17 protein-coding genes are annotated in these 14,934 nt (G+C 41.2%); 2 read left to right on the top strand and 15 right to left on the bottom strand.

What is annotated here, in order from left to right:
- Positions 1-63 precede the first annotated feature (63 nt).
- Positions 64-777: a LytR/AlgR family response regulator transcription factor gene (locus LS48_RS05680; protein WP_193392790.1), complete on the top strand. Its 714-nt coding sequence runs from the start codon at positions 64-66 to the stop codon at positions 775-777.
- Here LS48_RS05680 and priA read toward each other — a convergent pair.
- The 4 genes from priA to nadC form a co-directional block, all read right to left on the bottom strand.
- The gene (gene priA / locus LS48_RS05675; RefSeq protein ID WP_062620895.1) at positions 774-3,224 is read right to left on the bottom strand and encodes a replication restart helicase PriA; all 2,451 of its coding nucleotides are present in this window, start codon (positions 3,222-3,224) and stop codon (positions 774-776) included. The genes LS48_RS05680 and priA overlap by 4 nt on opposite strands.
- Before the next feature lie 87 nt (positions 3,225-3,311).
- Positions 3,312-3,740: a DUF2147 domain-containing protein gene (locus LS48_RS05670; RefSeq protein WP_062620893.1), complete on the bottom strand. Its 429-nt coding sequence runs from the start codon at positions 3,738-3,740 to the stop codon at positions 3,312-3,314.
- A gap of 24 nt (positions 3,741-3,764) precedes the next feature.
- A complete protein-coding gene (locus LS48_RS05665) occupies positions 3,765-4,679 on the bottom strand; it encodes a YihY/virulence factor BrkB family protein (protein WP_062620891.1) in 915 nt (304 codons plus the stop codon).
- Complete coding sequence (gene nadC, locus LS48_RS05660) at positions 4,676-5,536, bottom strand: carboxylating nicotinate-nucleotide diphosphorylase (protein WP_062620888.1); 861 nt, start codon at positions 5,534-5,536, stop codon at positions 4,676-4,678. Before nadC ends, LS48_RS05665 begins: the two co-directional genes overlap by 4 nt.
- Positions 5,537-5,642: 106 nt before the next feature.
- Here nadC and rlmH point away from each other — a divergent pair, with 106 nt between their 5' ends.
- Positions 5,643-6,116, top strand: a complete 474-nt coding sequence (rlmH, locus tag LS48_RS05655; protein ID WP_062620887.1) for a 23S rRNA (pseudouridine(1915)-N(3))-methyltransferase RlmH — start codon at positions 5,643-5,645, stop codon at positions 6,114-6,116.
- A gap of 138 nt (positions 6,117-6,254) precedes the next feature.
- Here rlmH and LS48_RS05650 read toward each other — a convergent pair whose 3' ends face one another.
- The 11 genes from LS48_RS05650 to udk all read right to left on the bottom strand — a co-directional run bounded on the left by LS48_RS05650 (position 6,255) and on the right by udk (position 14,787).
- The gene (locus LS48_RS05650; RefSeq protein ID WP_062620885.1) at positions 6,255-6,560 is read right to left on the bottom strand and encodes a DUF6122 family protein; all 306 of its coding nucleotides are present in this window, start codon (positions 6,558-6,560) and stop codon (positions 6,255-6,257) included.
- A gap of 14 nt (positions 6,561-6,574) precedes the next feature.
- Positions 6,575-6,751 (bottom strand): DUF1572 domain-containing protein, encoded by a 177-nt coding sequence (locus LS48_RS15560; protein ID WP_235811010.1) that lies wholly within the window; start codon positions 6,749-6,751, stop codon positions 6,575-6,577.
- Positions 6,752-7,251: 500 nt separating this feature from the next.
- Positions 7,252-7,983, bottom strand: coding sequence for a hypothetical protein (locus tag LS48_RS05640; RefSeq protein ID WP_062620881.1), 732 nt, complete (start codon positions 7,981-7,983; stop codon positions 7,252-7,254).
- A 215-nt stretch (positions 7,984-8,198) separates the two neighbouring features.
- A complete protein-coding gene (locus LS48_RS05635) occupies positions 8,199-8,549 on the bottom strand; it encodes a hypothetical protein (protein ID WP_062620876.1) in 351 nt (116 codons plus the stop codon).
- Positions 8,550-8,603: 54 nt separating this feature from the next.
- Positions 8,604-9,449 (bottom strand): hypothetical protein, encoded by an 846-nt coding sequence (locus tag LS48_RS05630; protein WP_131807698.1) that lies wholly within the window; start codon positions 9,447-9,449, stop codon positions 8,604-8,606.
- A gap of 10 nt (positions 9,450-9,459) precedes the next feature.
- Positions 9,460-11,628 carry a methylmalonyl-CoA mutase gene (scpA, locus tag LS48_RS05625; RefSeq protein ID WP_062620872.1) on the bottom strand — a complete coding sequence of 723 codons (2,169 nt, stop codon included), beginning with the start codon at positions 11,626-11,628 and terminating at the stop codon, positions 9,460-9,462.
- Positions 11,628-12,275 (bottom strand): hypothetical protein, encoded by a 648-nt coding sequence (locus LS48_RS05620; protein WP_062620869.1) that lies wholly within the window; start codon positions 12,273-12,275, stop codon positions 11,628-11,630. The genes scpA and LS48_RS05620 overlap by 1 nt, the downstream gene beginning before the upstream one ends.
- Before the next feature lie 4 nt (positions 12,276-12,279).
- Entirely contained in the window at positions 12,280-12,453 is a 174-nt protein-coding gene (locus LS48_RS15295) for a hypothetical protein (RefSeq protein WP_157881717.1), read from the bottom strand.
- Complete coding sequence (locus tag LS48_RS05615) at positions 12,450-13,841, bottom strand: methylmalonyl-CoA mutase subunit beta (protein ID WP_062620867.1); 1,392 nt, start codon at positions 13,839-13,841, stop codon at positions 12,450-12,452. Before LS48_RS05615 ends, LS48_RS15295 begins: the two co-directional genes overlap by 4 nt.
- On the bottom strand, positions 13,838-14,170 hold the full coding sequence (locus LS48_RS05610; protein WP_062620864.1) for an FtsB family cell division protein: 333 nt from the start codon (positions 14,168-14,170) through the stop codon (positions 13,838-13,840). Before LS48_RS05610 ends, LS48_RS05615 begins: the two co-directional genes overlap by 4 nt.
- On the bottom strand, positions 14,167-14,787 hold the full coding sequence (gene udk / locus LS48_RS05605; protein ID WP_062620861.1) for a uridine kinase: 621 nt from the start codon (positions 14,785-14,787) through the stop codon (positions 14,167-14,169). The genes LS48_RS05610 and udk overlap by 4 nt, the downstream gene beginning before the upstream one ends.
- Positions 14,788-14,934 lie beyond the last annotated feature (147 nt).

Raw genomic sequence — 14,934 nt, 5'->3', positions numbered from 1 at the left:
ATCAAAAAAAGTTGCATTTCATCGATTATTTGCATATTATTGCCTTAAGCAAAACCTACTATTGTGGAGAAAACAATACTTAAATGCGCAATTGTAGATGATTCTACACTGCAGCGGCTTTCCATTGTAAAGCTTATCCAAATGCACCCCTCACTTGAACTTGTTGGGGAGTATAAAAACGCAATTGAGGCCAAAATGGGCCTCGCTTCCAATGAAATTGACCTCATCTTTCTAGATATAGAAATGCCCATTCTTTCTGGATTTGATCTTTTGGATGATATTCAAAGAAAACCCCAAGTCATTTTTGTTACAGGAAAAACCAAGTATGCTTTCAAGGCATTTGACTATGATGCTGTTGATTATCTTCGGAAACCTATAGCCAAAGACAGATTTTTAAACGCTGTTCACAAAGCAATTACCAATTATAAACTTAAGCATGAAGAAGGTTTTGATGATGAAGATTTCATCTTTGTAAAAAGCAACCTTAAAAAGCGAAAAGTTTTCCTCAATGAATTACGTTATATTGAGGCTTTGGGTGATTATGTAAAGCTTGTAACAGAGCACGAATCACTTGTTGTGCTTTCAACAATGAAGGCTTTTCAAGCGCTTCTTCCTAAGGAACGGTTTTTAAGAATCCACAAGTCTTATATTGTGAATTTAGACAAGGTGCAACGTTACAACAGCAAAACAATTGAACTCGAGAAAGACCAATTGCCGTTGAGCAGAAATAGAAAATCTGATCTTGTAGAGGCACTGGCAGCAACCCAGAACGCTTAATAATTATCCACATCTATATTTACGCGAACGCTTGAAAATTCTTTAATAGAATTAAAGCTTCGCTGTACGTTGTCAATATATTTTTTCGTCTTTTCCAAAGATTGGTTTTTAGGAATTTTCACAAGTATATTCATAATATACTTATTCTTTATTCTTCCCACTGGTGGTGGCTCTGGCCCCAATATATTTTCTTTGAACTGCAATTCCAAAGCTTGGCCAAACCATACCGATGCTTTCTGCACACGCGTTAAATTTTTATCCTTAAAAACAATTTTAATGGTTCGGTAAAATGGCGGGTATTTATAATTGTAACGCTCTTCCAATTGTTCTTTATACATCGCTTCATAGTCGTTCACGCTTACTTGCTTCAATATTTGATGGTACGGATTATATGTTTGTATCAAAACCTTGCCACGCTTTTGGGTGCGTCCTGCCCTACCCGAAACTTGTTGTAGCAACTGAAAACTGCGTTCGTGCGCACGAAAATCGGGAAAGTTCAAAAGGTTGTCGGCATTCATTACACCCACCAAACTTATGTTTCTGAAATCTAAGCCTTTCGCGAGCATCTGTGTACCTACTAGAATATCAATCTCCTCATTTTCCAAAGCTTCAATCAATTTTGAATAAGCGTGCTTGCCCTTGGTGGTGTCCTGGTCCATGCGCGCCACTTTACTGTTTGGGAACAAGGTTTTCAACTCTGTTTCAATCTGTTCAGTGCCGAAACCTTTGGTATCCAATGTCTCGCTTCCGCAGGCAATGCAGCTTTTCATCATCGCCATATGATAGCCGCAGTAATGGCAACGCAACTGGTTTTTATACTGGTGAAATGTTAGGCTCACATCACAATTGGGACATTGTGGTGAGATGCCGCAGGTGGTACATTCCACCACGGGCGAAAAACCTCTTCTATTTTGAAAAAGAATGACCTGCTCGTCATTTTTTAAAACTTCTTGCATTTCTTCCAAAAGTCTATCACTGAAATGGCCCGTCATTTGTTTCTTACGGGTTTTTTCTTTTATATCTACCAATTCAATATCCGGCATTAACACATTTCCGAAGCGCTTCTTTAAGGTTACCAATCCAAACTTCCCGGTTTTTGCATTGTGGTAACTTTCCAGGGAAGGCGTTGCGGAGCCCATCAAAAGTTTAGCCTTGTGAAGATTTGCCAGCACAATGGCACTGTCGCGGGCATTATAGCGCGGCGCGGGACTGTATTGTTTAAAGGATGGCTCGTGTTCCTCATCCACAATAATAAGCCCTAAATTCTTAAAAGGAAGAAATAACGAAGAGCGGGCACCGATAATTATTTGTGATTTTGGTTTTTCGGAAAGTACGTTCTTCCAAACCTCAACCCTCTCATTTACCGAAAATTTAGAATGATATACCGAAATCCTTTCCCCAAAATATTTTTGAAGTCGCGTGATAAGTTGTGTTGTTAAAGCAATTTCAGGAAGCATATAGAGCACTTGCTTTCCCGTGGCAATCACTTCTTCAATCAAACGAACATAGATTTCGGTTTTTCCGCTGGAAGTTACGCCGTGCAGCAAAACCACATCGTTTGTTTCAAAAGAAGATTTTATTTCGCCGTACGCTTTTATTTGCGCTTCGTTCAGCGTTTTGATTTCTGAGGAAGCTTCGTCGGAAAACTCCACGCGATCCTGCTGAACGTAATACTCCTCCAAAATACCTTTATCAATCAACGCTTTCAGGGTTGCGGCAGATGCCTCACTTTTCTTTTGAAGCGCCGTACTGCTGATTGGCTTTTTGGTTTTGGTATTCAGCATAAAAAAATGCATCAAGACTTCGCGCTGTTTGTGGGCGCGGGTGAGTGAATCCAGAAGTTCGCGCAGCTTTTCTTCGGAAGTGTATTTAGGGGCCAGCTTTATGTAGCGCTTCATCTTGGGCACATACTGCTCATACACCGTCTCCTCCACTTCGATAATATTTTTATCCAACAATTTTTGGATAATGGAAACGATGTTTTTTCTGTCCAAAATAGCTCGCGCATCGTTTATGTGAAGCGAAGACTGGTGTTGCAAGGCTTCGTATAAAACAAACTCATCATCGCTTAGCGATTCCTCATCCTGAAAATTTCGGGATGAAAGTTTGATAATGGTTTCGCTTTCCAAAAGAAATGCGCTGGGCAGCGCTGCTTTAATCACTTCGCCTAAAGAACACATATAATAGGCGGCAAGCCATTCCCAATGTTTCAATTGTAGCGGTGTGATAATGGGGTTTTCGTCCAAGATATGGTCAATGGACTTGGTTTCATAGCCCACGGGCGGCTGGTCGTGTACTTGGTAAACAATTCCGGTGTAAACCTTCGACTTTCCAAAAGGAATGGCAACGCGCATTCCCTGCTTTAAAAAAGCAGCTTCATCTTTGTTCACGCTATAGGTGAATGCTTGCTTTAATGGAATGGGAAGGATTACATCTATGAAATACAAGGAGAGTATTTATTGTTAAAGGTTATTGAAAATACTATAAAAAAGCCACCAAAAATGGTGGCCTAAAGATAATGCTTTTATAATTTTTTAATCGACGCGCGTCCAGGTTTGTGTTCTCCCCAAAAGAGAAAAACCTATGTAACCGCGAACATCCAATTTGTTTGGGCCATCAAGTTCTATGTAGCACTTATATACTTTTCCATTGTTGGGATCCATGATGGTACCGTCATTGTATTCATCGCCGTCTTTTTCAAGTCCTTTAATGATTACCAGGCCAAGCACCGGTTTGTTTTTGTCCTCTCCCGGGCATTTGTCGCATTTTACATTTCTTTTTGCGGGGTTGAGGATTTCTACGATTTTTCCGTAAACCTTTCCATTTTGCTTATAGATTTCTACAATGGATTTTGCCTCGCCCGTCTCGTCGTCAATGGTTTTCCACTTTCCGGTTACATCCTGCGCCGTGGCAGTTAAAAGTGTTAAGACAATTAGGGAGCATGTTAAAAGTATTTTTTTCATCTGTTTAAAAATTTAGGTTTATAGTTAAAGTTTATCTTTTAGCCGCCTTATAGAAACATTCAATTCAAACCCTAGCAGCAATAGGTTTGCGTTTATCCAAATATAGAACATCAAAATTAAAAGTGCACCAATGGAACCGTATAACTCGTTATAATTTGAAAAGTTATTGATGTAAACTCCAAAAAGGTACGTTGTGACAATGAATAGGACCGTTGTAGTAATGGCTCCCACTGAAAAAAAGCGGGACTCCTTCCCTTCTTTGGTTCCAAAATAATACAAGGTGGCAATAACCCCGTAGATCATTATTACAAACACAATAAACTGAAAGAACGAAATCCAGAAAACATCATTGTCTATATACGCTCTGGACTGAAGGTCGTGTATAATATATTCACCATATAATATGACCCCTACCGAAGTTAACAACAACAATGCCAAGAAAATAGAAACAATAATCGCAACAAAATATTGCTTGAAAAAACTACGGTTTATTGTTACGTGAAACGAATGCTCAAAAGCACTAAAGATGGTATTAACACCATTGGCAGATAAAAAAATAGATAAAAAGAATACAAACGATATTAATCCTGCGCGAGGATTTACCGCAATATCTGCAATTATGGGATAAAAGAATTCTGTGGTTTGGGCTGGTAACAAGGCTTCCATAAATATTAAGAAGCGGGTTTGGAAACCATCTATGGGAATATAGGGAATTAGGTTTAAGAGAAATAATAGAAAAGGGAATAACGCAAGAAAAAAACTGTAAGCTATGGAGCTGGCCCTAAAGGAAAAGGTACCATTCAGGATGCCGGTGCCGTAAACATCCAGTAAGTTATATAGGGAAAAACCACCCATACCGGGAAGTTTTATCTGTTTACTGAAGCGTACCAAATCCCGAATTACCGGAATGTTTATTTCCTTTTCCTTCTCTTCGCTCATTTAATGGCTTTTAAACTCAAATCCATATTATAAACGGAATGCGTCAAGGCCCCACTGGAAATATAATCTACCCCACATTCGGCATATTTTCTTGCGGTTTCCAAAGTAATGCCGCCACTGGATTCGGTTAGACATTTTCCGTTTATTAAGCGTACTGCCTTGCGGGTATCTTCGTAATTGAAATTGTCTATCAAGATTCTATATACACCTTCGGATTTTAATATTTCCTCAATCTCGTCCAGGTTTCGGGCTTCAACAATAATTTTAAGCCCCAACTGATTCTCCCTTAAATAATTCTTTGTCTTTTCAATTGCCTTTGTTATTCCACCGCAGAAGTCTATGTGGTTGTCCTTTAACATTACCATATCATAAAGTGCAAAGCGGTGGTTCTCGCCGCCGCCAATCTTTACGGCCCACTTTTCCAAAGCGCGTATTCCCGGGGTGGTTTTACGGGTGTCGAGGATTTTGGTATTTGTGCCTTCCAGTAGTTTCACATATTCGTTGGTTTTGGTAGCAATGGCGCTCATACGCTGCATTGCGTTCAAAACCAATCTTTCCGATTTTAGGATGGATTGTGAAAGTCCCGAAACGTAAAAGGCCACATCTCCATACTTTACTGGGCTGCCGTCCTTTATCTTTATATCCAGCTCTAGGCCAGGATCAACAAACTCAAAAACCTGGCGGGCAAAGTCTATTCCTGCTATAATACCTTCATCTTTTACCAAAAGTTTTGCAGAGCCTCGCGCATCTTCTGAAATACAGGCCAGCGAGCTATGGTCGCCATCGCCTACATCCTCTCTGATCGCATTGGCTATAATGATATCTATTTCCTTATTGAATTGTTTTTCTGAAATCATTGCAAGATAATTTTAGCTAAAATACTTTAAAAAGTTAGAAGGACGAAGTGGGAAGTGGGAAGTAGCAACTTTTATCTTTGTATTTTTGGCATCTGAAAAGTTTTTAATGAAAATTACACTTCTCGCCATTGGCAAAACTGACAACAAGCAGCTGCAATCCTTGATGGATGATTACACCAAAAGGTTGGGGTTTTACATTTCGTTTGAAATGGAGGTGATACCCGATGTGAAAAATGCCAAGAATCTTTCGGAAGCGCTTCAAAAGCAAGCTGAAGGGGAAGAAATATTGAAGCGAACCACTACTGCCGATGTTTTGATTCTGCTAGACGAAAAAGGAAAAACCTATACTTCGGAAGGGTTTGCTCAGTTTCTTCAGAAGAAAATGAACAGCGGACTGAAGAACCTCATCTTCGTTATTGGTGGACCGTATGGTTTTAGCGAAGCGGTTTACGCACGGGCCAATGGAAAGGTTTCACTTTCGTCCATGACGTTTTCGCACCAAATGGTTCGTTTGTTCTTTATTGAGCAACTTTATCGGGGGTTTACTATTTTGAGGAATGAACCGTATCATCATAGGTAGTGAGTAGTGAGTGGTGAGTGGTGAGTGGTGAGTGGTGAACATCCCCCTAGCCCCCTTCAAAGGGGGGACTTTTTCCATTAACAAGCTATGGTTTACGCTAGTATCTGAAAACCACTTCAAAGGGGGGCTTTTTTTGGACTACCATTGGCAATCTATAAAGTCCGTTAGCATATGGAATAATAGACCAACGGCTATAATTCTTGTCTTTTTAAAAAATAACAATACCACATACACCGCCATTGCCCAATAGGTGTGCAGTGGGTGGAATTTTATGCTGCAACGACCGGGATCGAAGATTGGGGTGGCGAAAAGATGGTCCAAATCGACCAGCATTGTGGCGAGCATAATGAGCCAAGCCTTTTTCCACTCCTTTCTGAAAAAAATATATGCTATGAGTCCCGGGACTAATAGGTGCAGCGTGTAATGTACTAGGGTTTGGAGCATCGATGGGTTTTGGGTTATACCATTTTTGCCAAAAGCACTATCTGCCCCAAGTGATAGGCATCGTGCTGAATAATGCCGTGAATGTGCTTGTAGTAGCTGTGTTTGTTTGTGGGATATTCCTTTTCAAAATCTGCCTTTGGTAATGGTTGATTGTTGATTGTTGATTGTTGATTGTTGATGGAGGTTATCATTCAAATATAGAAAAAATTCTTCTGGGTTTGGGCTATATGCTTTAAGCTGTGAGCTGTGAGCTGTGAGCTGTGAGCCGTGAGCCGTGAGCTGTAAGCGGTAAGCGGTGAGCTGTGAGCCGAAAAGTCTTTATTTCAAAAAAAAAATTATTCACCCTATGCGTGCAGACGCCAATTCTATGCGTGCAGACGCAAACTCTATGCGTGCAGACGCCAACTCTATGCGTGCAGACGCCAATTCTATGTGTGCAGACGCTAACTCTATGCGTGCAGACGGCAATTCTATGCGTGCAGACGCTAATTCTATGCGTGCAGATGCTAATTCTATGCGTACAGACGTCAACTCTATGCGTGCAGACGCTAATTCTATGGGTTTTTGAGAAGGTATTATGGAAAAAGTAAAACCTTCCGTGATAGAAGGGTTGCTTTGGAAGGAAAAAATTGGGAGTTCAAAAATTGGGGAGTATTATAATACGAAATAACTGGGGAGTTATGCCGTGGGCTTACCTTCTTTTAAAGGTGCGGAATTTAATTCGGTTTACATCCTTAAACTGTGGGCTTCGGGCGCCGAATAATCCTTTTATGTATTGCTTTACCAGGGCCGCAACGGCTACCAAGCCTGTGTCTGGGGCGTACATAATTTCGTCCCGCTCGTTCATCTTTTCTGCCACGGAGGGGTGTGCCGCTGCCACGGCCTCGTTTGCGCTTACCATTGCCTCGTGCATTTCGGATAGGGTATCGGTTTGCAAAGCAACATCGGTTGGTGCGTAGAGTGGCTCACTTTCTAAGAGCGAGATGAGCTCTGCCCAGTGCGAGATGGTCTGCGCGAAGGACATCTGGCTGGCGCTAATGTCTCTGGGCGCGGAAGTATCTGGTTCTAGGGGAGTTTTTGGCGTGGCGCGCTGCCCTTGTATCTTGCGGTTAATGGTTTTTGCATCTTCCACGATTTCCTTAGAGGCGCCGGAGGTTGCCAGAATGTTGATGATGCGGGTGGCGAGCGGCCTGCGGTCTGCAAATACCTGCTGTCGGGCGTTTACGAAGTTGTTGTACACGGTAAGTTCATCTAACAGCGACTGCATAATGTTTTGCGATGCGGTGTACTTTACATTTAGCTGTGGAATTTGTAATGCAGCCATGGGCGGGTCGTACTGTGCGCCGTAGGAGATGGGAAACTGCATGAGTTCGTAAAAGTTGTCCACGTTTATTACATGGCCGGTTTCATTTTGTTTAGCCATGATTTCTATGGTTTTAGATTAATATTAAACTAAAAGTATGAAATCGGACTTTTATGGAAATACGAGTTTGCACGTATTTTTGGGGGAGTTTGGGAATAGGTGAGTTTGGGAATAGGTGAGTTTGGGAATAGGTGAGTTTGTGAATGTGGTGGGTTTGTGGGGATGGGTATGATTTTTAAATGAGCACGCTTTACAAAAGCGCGCTAGGGGGAGTTTTATTTATTAAACAAAGCCTCTATAATAAAACCAATGAAAATTAATAAAATGATGCTTATTGCAACCCAAACATACACTTTATAAAGCTTCTTTATATCGCGGAAATCATGATTTGAAATAGTTTCAGTGCTTGCGATTATATCGTTTTCAACAAGTAATTTATCTACTCTTTTGCGGTCTGTGTCTAATATAAAATACCTTATTCCTTCTGCTGTATTGGGCTGTTCGTTGATGTCTGAATAGAAAGGTATCTGTTTACGGTTCATTAAATCTTCAAACTTAATTGTATCCTTTACCAAAACATAGAGCTTTAGATGGTCTTGATGTTTTATGAGGAAGGGTTTGTTCATTTAAAGAGATTGAGGCACGAGCGGGACGTTCGCGTTAGCGGGGCTAGTCTTAATTTAGGATTTTATAAATATATTATAATCCAAGTATTCGTCTAACCATTCACCATCTTCTTTCTCTTTTAAGCCACTATCATAAATTTGATCAAATAACTTATCAGGATGGATTGAATACTTAGATTCAATGGGAATAAGGTGTGAGTCATTGTATTTTTGAAAACCCGCATAGTTTTCATTTGTCATTGTTTCACTATAAAAAGTGTAAATTCGAAACCATTGTAAATTGTAAAATTGATACACAAGATTGATATTAATTTGGTCCTCAGATAGGAAATATCTTAAAGGCGACAAATAAATATTTCCTTCATATTCATCAACTCCATCTCTATTAAGAAAAGAATAAATATCAGGTCTTAATTCAAATTTAAAATACAAAAAATTTAGTGGTTCCTCGTTATTTAAGAATCCGAGGAGTTTCTTATCAATAGAAATATTATTAGAAGCTAATCTGCAGCAAATAAATTTTGTAAAGTATCTGAATATATTATGTTTAAAATTTATAACATTTGTTTTTACAATATTATTTAAGTCAATAATACCTTTATCTAATATACTCTCATAATTTTTTAGAACGTAATTAACAAAAAGCACATAAGCTTTGTCAAAAGGTTGGCTTCTTTTATTGTTGCAAACTTGACATAGAACGTTATCAAATTTTAATAGCTTAGAATTAGGCCCCTGTATTTCCTTTTGGTAATTATCTCCAATTATTATTGGATTACCTTCAAACTTATTTCCAAAAATATGTTTAATATCAGATTTTTTATGTCGATGTTCCTGTGAGTCGGCTAGTTTACCACACCACCAACATATTCCTTCCTTATAAGATTGTATTTTAATCACAATATTTTTATCACTCCACCCCCTCAATCAAAACCCCCAACATTTCAATAGCAGCATCGCTAATACGAGTTCCTGGGCCATAAACAGCAACCGCGCCGGCATCAAAAAGGTATTGGTAGTCCTGCGCGGGTATTACGCCGCCCACGATAACCATAATATCTTCACGGCCATACTTTTTTAGGGCTTCAATCACCTGTGGCACTAAGGTTTTGTGCCCAGCGGCAAGGGAGGAAACGCCGAGAATGTGCACATCGTTTTCCACCGCCTGTTTGGCGGCTTCGGCAGGGGTTTGGAAGAGTGGGCCTATGTCCACGTCAAAACCTACATCGGCATAGCCTGTGGCTACTACCTTGGCGCCGCGGTCGTGACCGTCCTGCCCCATTTTGGCAATCATAATACGGGGGCGGCGGCCTTCAAGTTCGGCGAACTTGTCTGCCATTTGCCTTGCCTTATCAAAACTTGGGTCCTTTTTCATCTCTTTGCTATATACACCGCTAAAGGAGCGTATCTGTGCCTTATACCTGCCGAATTCCTTTTCCATTGCGGTGGAGATTTCGCCAAGCGTTGCCCTGTGGCGGGCGGCTTCTACGGCTAAAGCTAATAAATTTCCTTCACCTGTCTTTGCACATTCGGTAATATCTGCCAGGGCATTTTCTACCTTTTTGGTGTCGCGGGTGGCTTTTATGCGGTTTAGGCGTTCAATCTGCGAGGTGCGGACTTTTTGGTTGTCCACATCGAGGATTTGCAACGGGTCTTCCTTTTCAAGACGGAATTTGTTTACGCCTACTATTATGTCCTGTCCGCTATCAATACGCGCCTGCTTACGGGCAGAGGCTTCCTCTATGCGCAGTTTGGGGATGCCGGCCTCTATGGCTTTGGTCATGCCACCGAGTTCTTCTACTTCCTCTATTAGCGCCCAGGCTTTGTTGGCAATTTCGTCGGTAAGGTTTTCCACATAATAACTGCCCGCCCAAGGGTCAACCGTTTTGGTGATCTGGGTTTCGGTTTGCAGGAAAATCTGGGTGTTTCTGGCGATACGGGCAGAGAAATCGGTTGGTAATGCAATGGCCTCATCCAAAGCGTTTGTGTGCAACGATTGCGTGCCGCCGAAAACCGCTGCGGCGGCTTCAATGGCGGTTCGGGCTACATTGTTGAATGGGTCCTGCTCGGTAAGGCTCCAACCGCTGGTTTGGCAGTGGGTGCGCAGGGCGAGTGATTTTTCGTCCTTTGGATTGAACTGTTTTACAATCTTTGCCCATAGCATACGGGCAGCGCGCATTTTTGCGATTTCCATAAAATGGTTCATCCCGATTGCCCAGAAAAAGGAAAGTCTTGGTGCAAAAGTGTCAATATCCATTCCCGCTTTTATTCCGGTGCGGATGTATTCCAGACCGTCTGCAAGAGTGTATGCAAGTTCAATATCAGCCGTGGCGCCCGCTTCCTGCATATGGTAACCAGAGATTGAAATGCTGTTGAACTTAGGCATATTTTTCGAAGTGAATTCAAAAATATCGCTGATGATTTTCATGGAAGGCGTGGGCGGATAGATGTAGGTATTGCGCACCATGAATTCCTTTAGAATATCATTTTGGATAGTTCCTGCCAAATCTTTTGGCAAAACGCCCTGCTCTTCCGCAGCCACAATGTAGAACGCCATAATGGGAAGCACGGCGCCGTTCATCGTCATGGAGACGCTCATCTTGTCCAACGGAATTTGGTCGAAGAGGATTTTCATATCCTCCACGCTGTCAATTGCTACGCCTGCTTTGCCCACATCGCCCTCCACGCGGGGATGGTCGCTATCGTAACCTCGATGGGTGGCAAGATCGAAAGCTACCGAAAGTCCTTTTTGGCCAGCTGCTAAGTTTCTTCTGTAAAAAGCGTTGCTATCCTCCGCCGTTGAAAAACCGGCGTATTGGCGGATGGTCCACGGGCGGCGGACGTACATGGTTGAATATGGCCCGCGCAGGTGTGGCGCGATTCCAGCTACGAAGTTTAGGTGTTTAAGATTGGCAATGTCTTCAGCTGTGTATTGCTTTTTTATTTCTATTTCTTCGGCTGTGGTAAAAGTTTCGGGTTTCAGGTTACTGGTTTCAGGTTGCAAGTTATTATTTGCTTCCGGTTCCCGGCTTCCAGCTTCTGTCTTCAAATCGATATGTTGTATATTTTTTCTGGCCATTATATTTCCAATTTTTCAATAAAAGGGTCAAAATAAACCCCTACTGGCGTAATAAGCTGATAGGCTATTGTCTTCCCGTTACGGGTAATAAAGTACAGAGCGTTGTAATACTCAAAGTTCTTCGCTTCGGAAGAAATTTTATAGACGCTTTTAAAGATACAGTTCTTTGGGTAGCCCACATATTTAGCGGTAATTTTTTCGTAGGAAGAGCTGGCGTCCAATAGATTTTCAGTTTGGGTACGCATCATTCCCAAAAACAATTGGGCATCTTTTTTTGAAATTTCCATATAGGGAATTCCAAAAACCAAACAGGTGGAACCCGATTCCTTATCAAAATATATATACAGCTCTCCGTCCAGACTTGCTTTTTGGTTGATGTTCACAATCTGTGCATTGGCTTCCTCTTCGGAAAGTTTCTCCTTTAAGGTCTGCTGGTATTCTGCCATCGAGTAGCGTTCAAAGCTAAGCGGCAGAAAAACCCGTGCGCCATCTTCTTCCAAAAAATGATATTCGCCTTTTAGTTCCAGCTCTGGATTGCCTTCCTTTAATTCCATCCAATCCACTACCTGTTTGCCAACTTCCAGACAGGAAAAAAGTGTGGTTGCCAATATGGCGGCAAGTAGGAAGAAAGCCGATTTTTTAAACATAATGCTATAAACTGTTTGTTGCCAAATAAATTCCGAAGCCAATCAAAAGGATTGCCGTTACCAAAAACAGATAGCGGTAGTATTTTGATTTGCTAAGTTTTTTGAGCCGGATAAGAATTGCAAGACCCAAAATGGCGAAAATAATACCTACGATAACTTTTAGTGCTTCTATACTCATGATTCAGTTTTTAAGCGTTCCTGTTCCGTGTTTTCTGATAATCTTTTTTCTACAATCGGGGCGATTAAGGTTTTGGTGGGGTTGTGTTTTACGAAAGGGAAAAGTTCCAAATCGCCTTTCATTCGGTCGTTTTTGTTGGGGTGATAGTTTGTGCCCAATAATTTCAGTTCGCCACTGTCAAAAAGTTGTTGTTCCTTTTCGGCGCTTTCCTTTATTTTCTTTTGAATGGTTCCATCCTTTAACTGCTGTAGAAAACCGCCGCCCTTTTCTATTTCCTTAAACAATTGAAGCGCTTTTTCGGCCAATTCATCTGTGAGGCTTTCAATATAATAGGTTCCGTCTACAGGATTGCTGACCGTGTCGAAATAACTTTCGTGCTTTAAGATAAGCAGTTGGTTGCGGGCAATGCGCTCGCCAAACTCGTTGCTCTTGTGGTAGAGCGCATCATACGGCAAATTGCAAACAGTATCGCCCCCGCCCAAAATTGCGCTCATACATTCGGTGGTGCTGCGGAGTAGGTTTACATTGTAATCGTAAAGGGTTTTGTTTCGTTTTGAAGGGGTGGATATAATGTGGCAGGTTTCGGATGTTCCGTATTCCTTTGCCAGGGCTGCGTAAAGTTTACGCAGAGCCCGGATTTTTGCTATTTCGAAGAAGTAGTTTGGGCCTATGGCGAGCTTGAAGGTTAAACTTAAAGGTTGCTTCGTTTCAGTCGCGATGTGGTTTAAATATTCATTGGCATGCGCCAACGCATACGCCAACTGTTGTACTGAATTTGCCCCTGCATTTTGATATAAAGTTGCATCAACGGAAAGCAGGTTTTGCGAAAGGTTCTTTTCAAAAATACTGTCCAGAATTTCGTGGTCCTTTTTCAAATTATGAAACCAGTTGCCCGTGCGGGCGAGATTTCCTATTAAATCTATATTGTAATAAACTATTGCTTTTCTCTCCGAATTGGCAGGTAGGTCTGAAAAGAATTTGATGAGCTTATTATAAAATGCTTCGGAAAGGAATGTTAGGTTGAAGTAGATTGAAACCGTTTCAAAAGGAAAATCTTTAAACACGGTTTTTGGGTCAAATTCTTCCGCGGCACTAAAAATAATTGCCTCCGCCCCTCTTTCCGCGGCATCCAAGGCGATGTTATTCGCTATTTTTTCATTATCGATAAAGATTTTTTGGGCTATTCTCCACGACTTCGGCTGCCCGGGAATGGGTTGGAATTCTTCCTCGAAATCGTCTTGATGGTAAAACGGTTTCACGTGAACCCCTTCGGGACTTTGCCAGACCAAGGTTTCGTTATAGTCGGCGCCCTTTAAATCGTACTGAATTTTTTGTTTCCATTGTTTTGCGGAAACTTCATCAAAATCCTCGAACAAAAAATCACTCATCGCTTTTCTTCTTTTTTGATACTGTCTTCGTGCTCAATTATATAAATATCTTCGTTTTCCTTTTTCAAATAATACTTTTCGCGGGCAAATTTCTCCATCTCATTGCTGTCCTCCATTTTCTGGATGAAGCTTTTATCGCGGTCTATTTCCTGTTGGTAGAATTCAGCGTTGTCTTCCAAAGCATTGATATCACTATCCAATTCGTGATGAATAAGGTATGAATTGGCGTCGAAAAAAATCATCCAAACAATAAAAAGGATAAGGATAAGCACATATTTATTGCTTATAAACCGTACCCACTTTTTATTTTTAAACTCCTTTAAATTCACGATTCGGTATAACTTATTTTTTGGTGGATAATGCTTCTTATAACGTTTACCGCTACTGTATTGTATTTATTTGTTGGAATGATAATATCCGCAAATTCCTTGGTCGGTTCTATAAATTGCTGGTGCATCGGTTTTAGCGTGGTTTGGTAACGGTTCAGCACTTCCTCCAAATCGCGGCCGCGGGTGGCTATGTCGCGTTTCAACCTTCGTATCAAGCGTTCGTCACTATCTGCGTGCACGAAAATTTTTATATCAAACATTTCGCGAATGTCGGGATGCGCCAAGATTAAAATTCCCTCAACAATAATAACTTTTTTTGGAAAGGTAGTGATTGTTTCTCCAGTTCTATTGTGCTCCACAAAGGAATAGACGGGCTGCTCAAAGGAATTCCCTTCGCGAAGCTCCTTTAAATGCCCTACCAACAAATCGAAATCGATAGCTTTGGGATGGTCAAAGTTTATTTTTGTACGTTCCTCAAACGAAAGATGACTGGTGTCGTGATAATAGGAATCTTGTGAAATAACGCATACTTCATCTGCGGGAAGCTCTGCGACTATTTGGTCCACCACTGTTGTTTTTCCGCTGCCGGTGCCGCCGGCGATGCCAATTATGAGCATATTTTAAAGGTTTATACAAAGGTAGGGAAAAGGGTTGCAGGTTTCAAGTTTCAGGTTCTGAAAAGAGTCGATGAGTTTATGAGTTTAGAAAAACGTAAGTAATGCTAAACTCATCGACTTCTAAACTCATCGACTTTAATTTCGTAT

Origin of the sequence: Aequorivita aquimaris (assembly GCF_001573155.1) — a bacterium.
GTDB classification, from domain to species: domain Bacteria; phylum Bacteroidota; class Bacteroidia; order Flavobacteriales; family Flavobacteriaceae; genus Aequorivita; species Aequorivita aquimaris.
The sequence above is the reverse complement of the archived record's forward strand: the minus strand, read 5'-3'. Positions and strand labels throughout refer to the sequence as shown.

Coding starts and splice junctions, on each gene's coding strand:
- LS48_RS05665 (WP_062620891.1), bottom strand. CDS start 4,679: ATGAGCGAAGAGAAGGAAAAGGAAATAAACATTCCGGTAATTCGGGAT.
- LS48_RS05615 (WP_062620867.1), bottom strand. CDS start 13,841: ATGAGTGATTTTTTGTTCGAGGATTTTGATGAAGTTTCCGCAAAACAA.
- LS48_RS05640 (WP_062620881.1), bottom strand. CDS start 7,983: ATGGCTAAACAAAATGAAACCGGCCATGTAATAAACGTGGACAACTTT.
- rlmH (WP_062620887.1), top strand. CDS start 5,643: ATGAAAATTACACTTCTCGCCATTGGCAAAACTGACAACAAGCAGCTG.
- udk (WP_062620861.1), bottom strand. CDS start 14,787: ATGCTCATAATTGGCATCGCCGGCGGCACCGGCAGCGGAAAAACAACA.
- LS48_RS05670 (WP_062620893.1), bottom strand. CDS start 3,740: ATGAAAAAAATACTTTTAACATGCTCCCTAATTGTCTTAACACTTTTA.
- LS48_RS05650 (WP_062620885.1), bottom strand. CDS start 6,560: ATGCTCCAAACCCTAGTACATTACACGCTGCACCTATTAGTCCCGGGA.
- LS48_RS05635 (WP_062620876.1), bottom strand. CDS start 8,549: ATGAACAAACCCTTCCTCATAAAACATCAAGACCATCTAAAGCTCTAT.
- LS48_RS15560 (WP_235811010.1), bottom strand. CDS start 6,751: ATGATAACCTCCATCAACAATCAACAATCAACAATCAACAATCAACCA.
- nadC (WP_062620888.1), bottom strand. CDS start 5,536: ATGATTTCAGAAAAACAATTCAATAAGGAAATAGATATCATTATAGCC.
- LS48_RS05620 (WP_062620869.1), bottom strand. CDS start 12,275: ATGTTTAAAAAATCGGCTTTCTTCCTACTTGCCGCCATATTGGCAACC.
- scpA (WP_062620872.1), bottom strand. CDS start 11,628: ATGGCCAGAAAAAATATACAACATATCGATTTGAAGACAGAAGCTGGA.
- LS48_RS15295 (WP_157881717.1), bottom strand. CDS start 12,453: ATGAGTATAGAAGCACTAAAAGTTATCGTAGGTATTATTTTCGCCATT.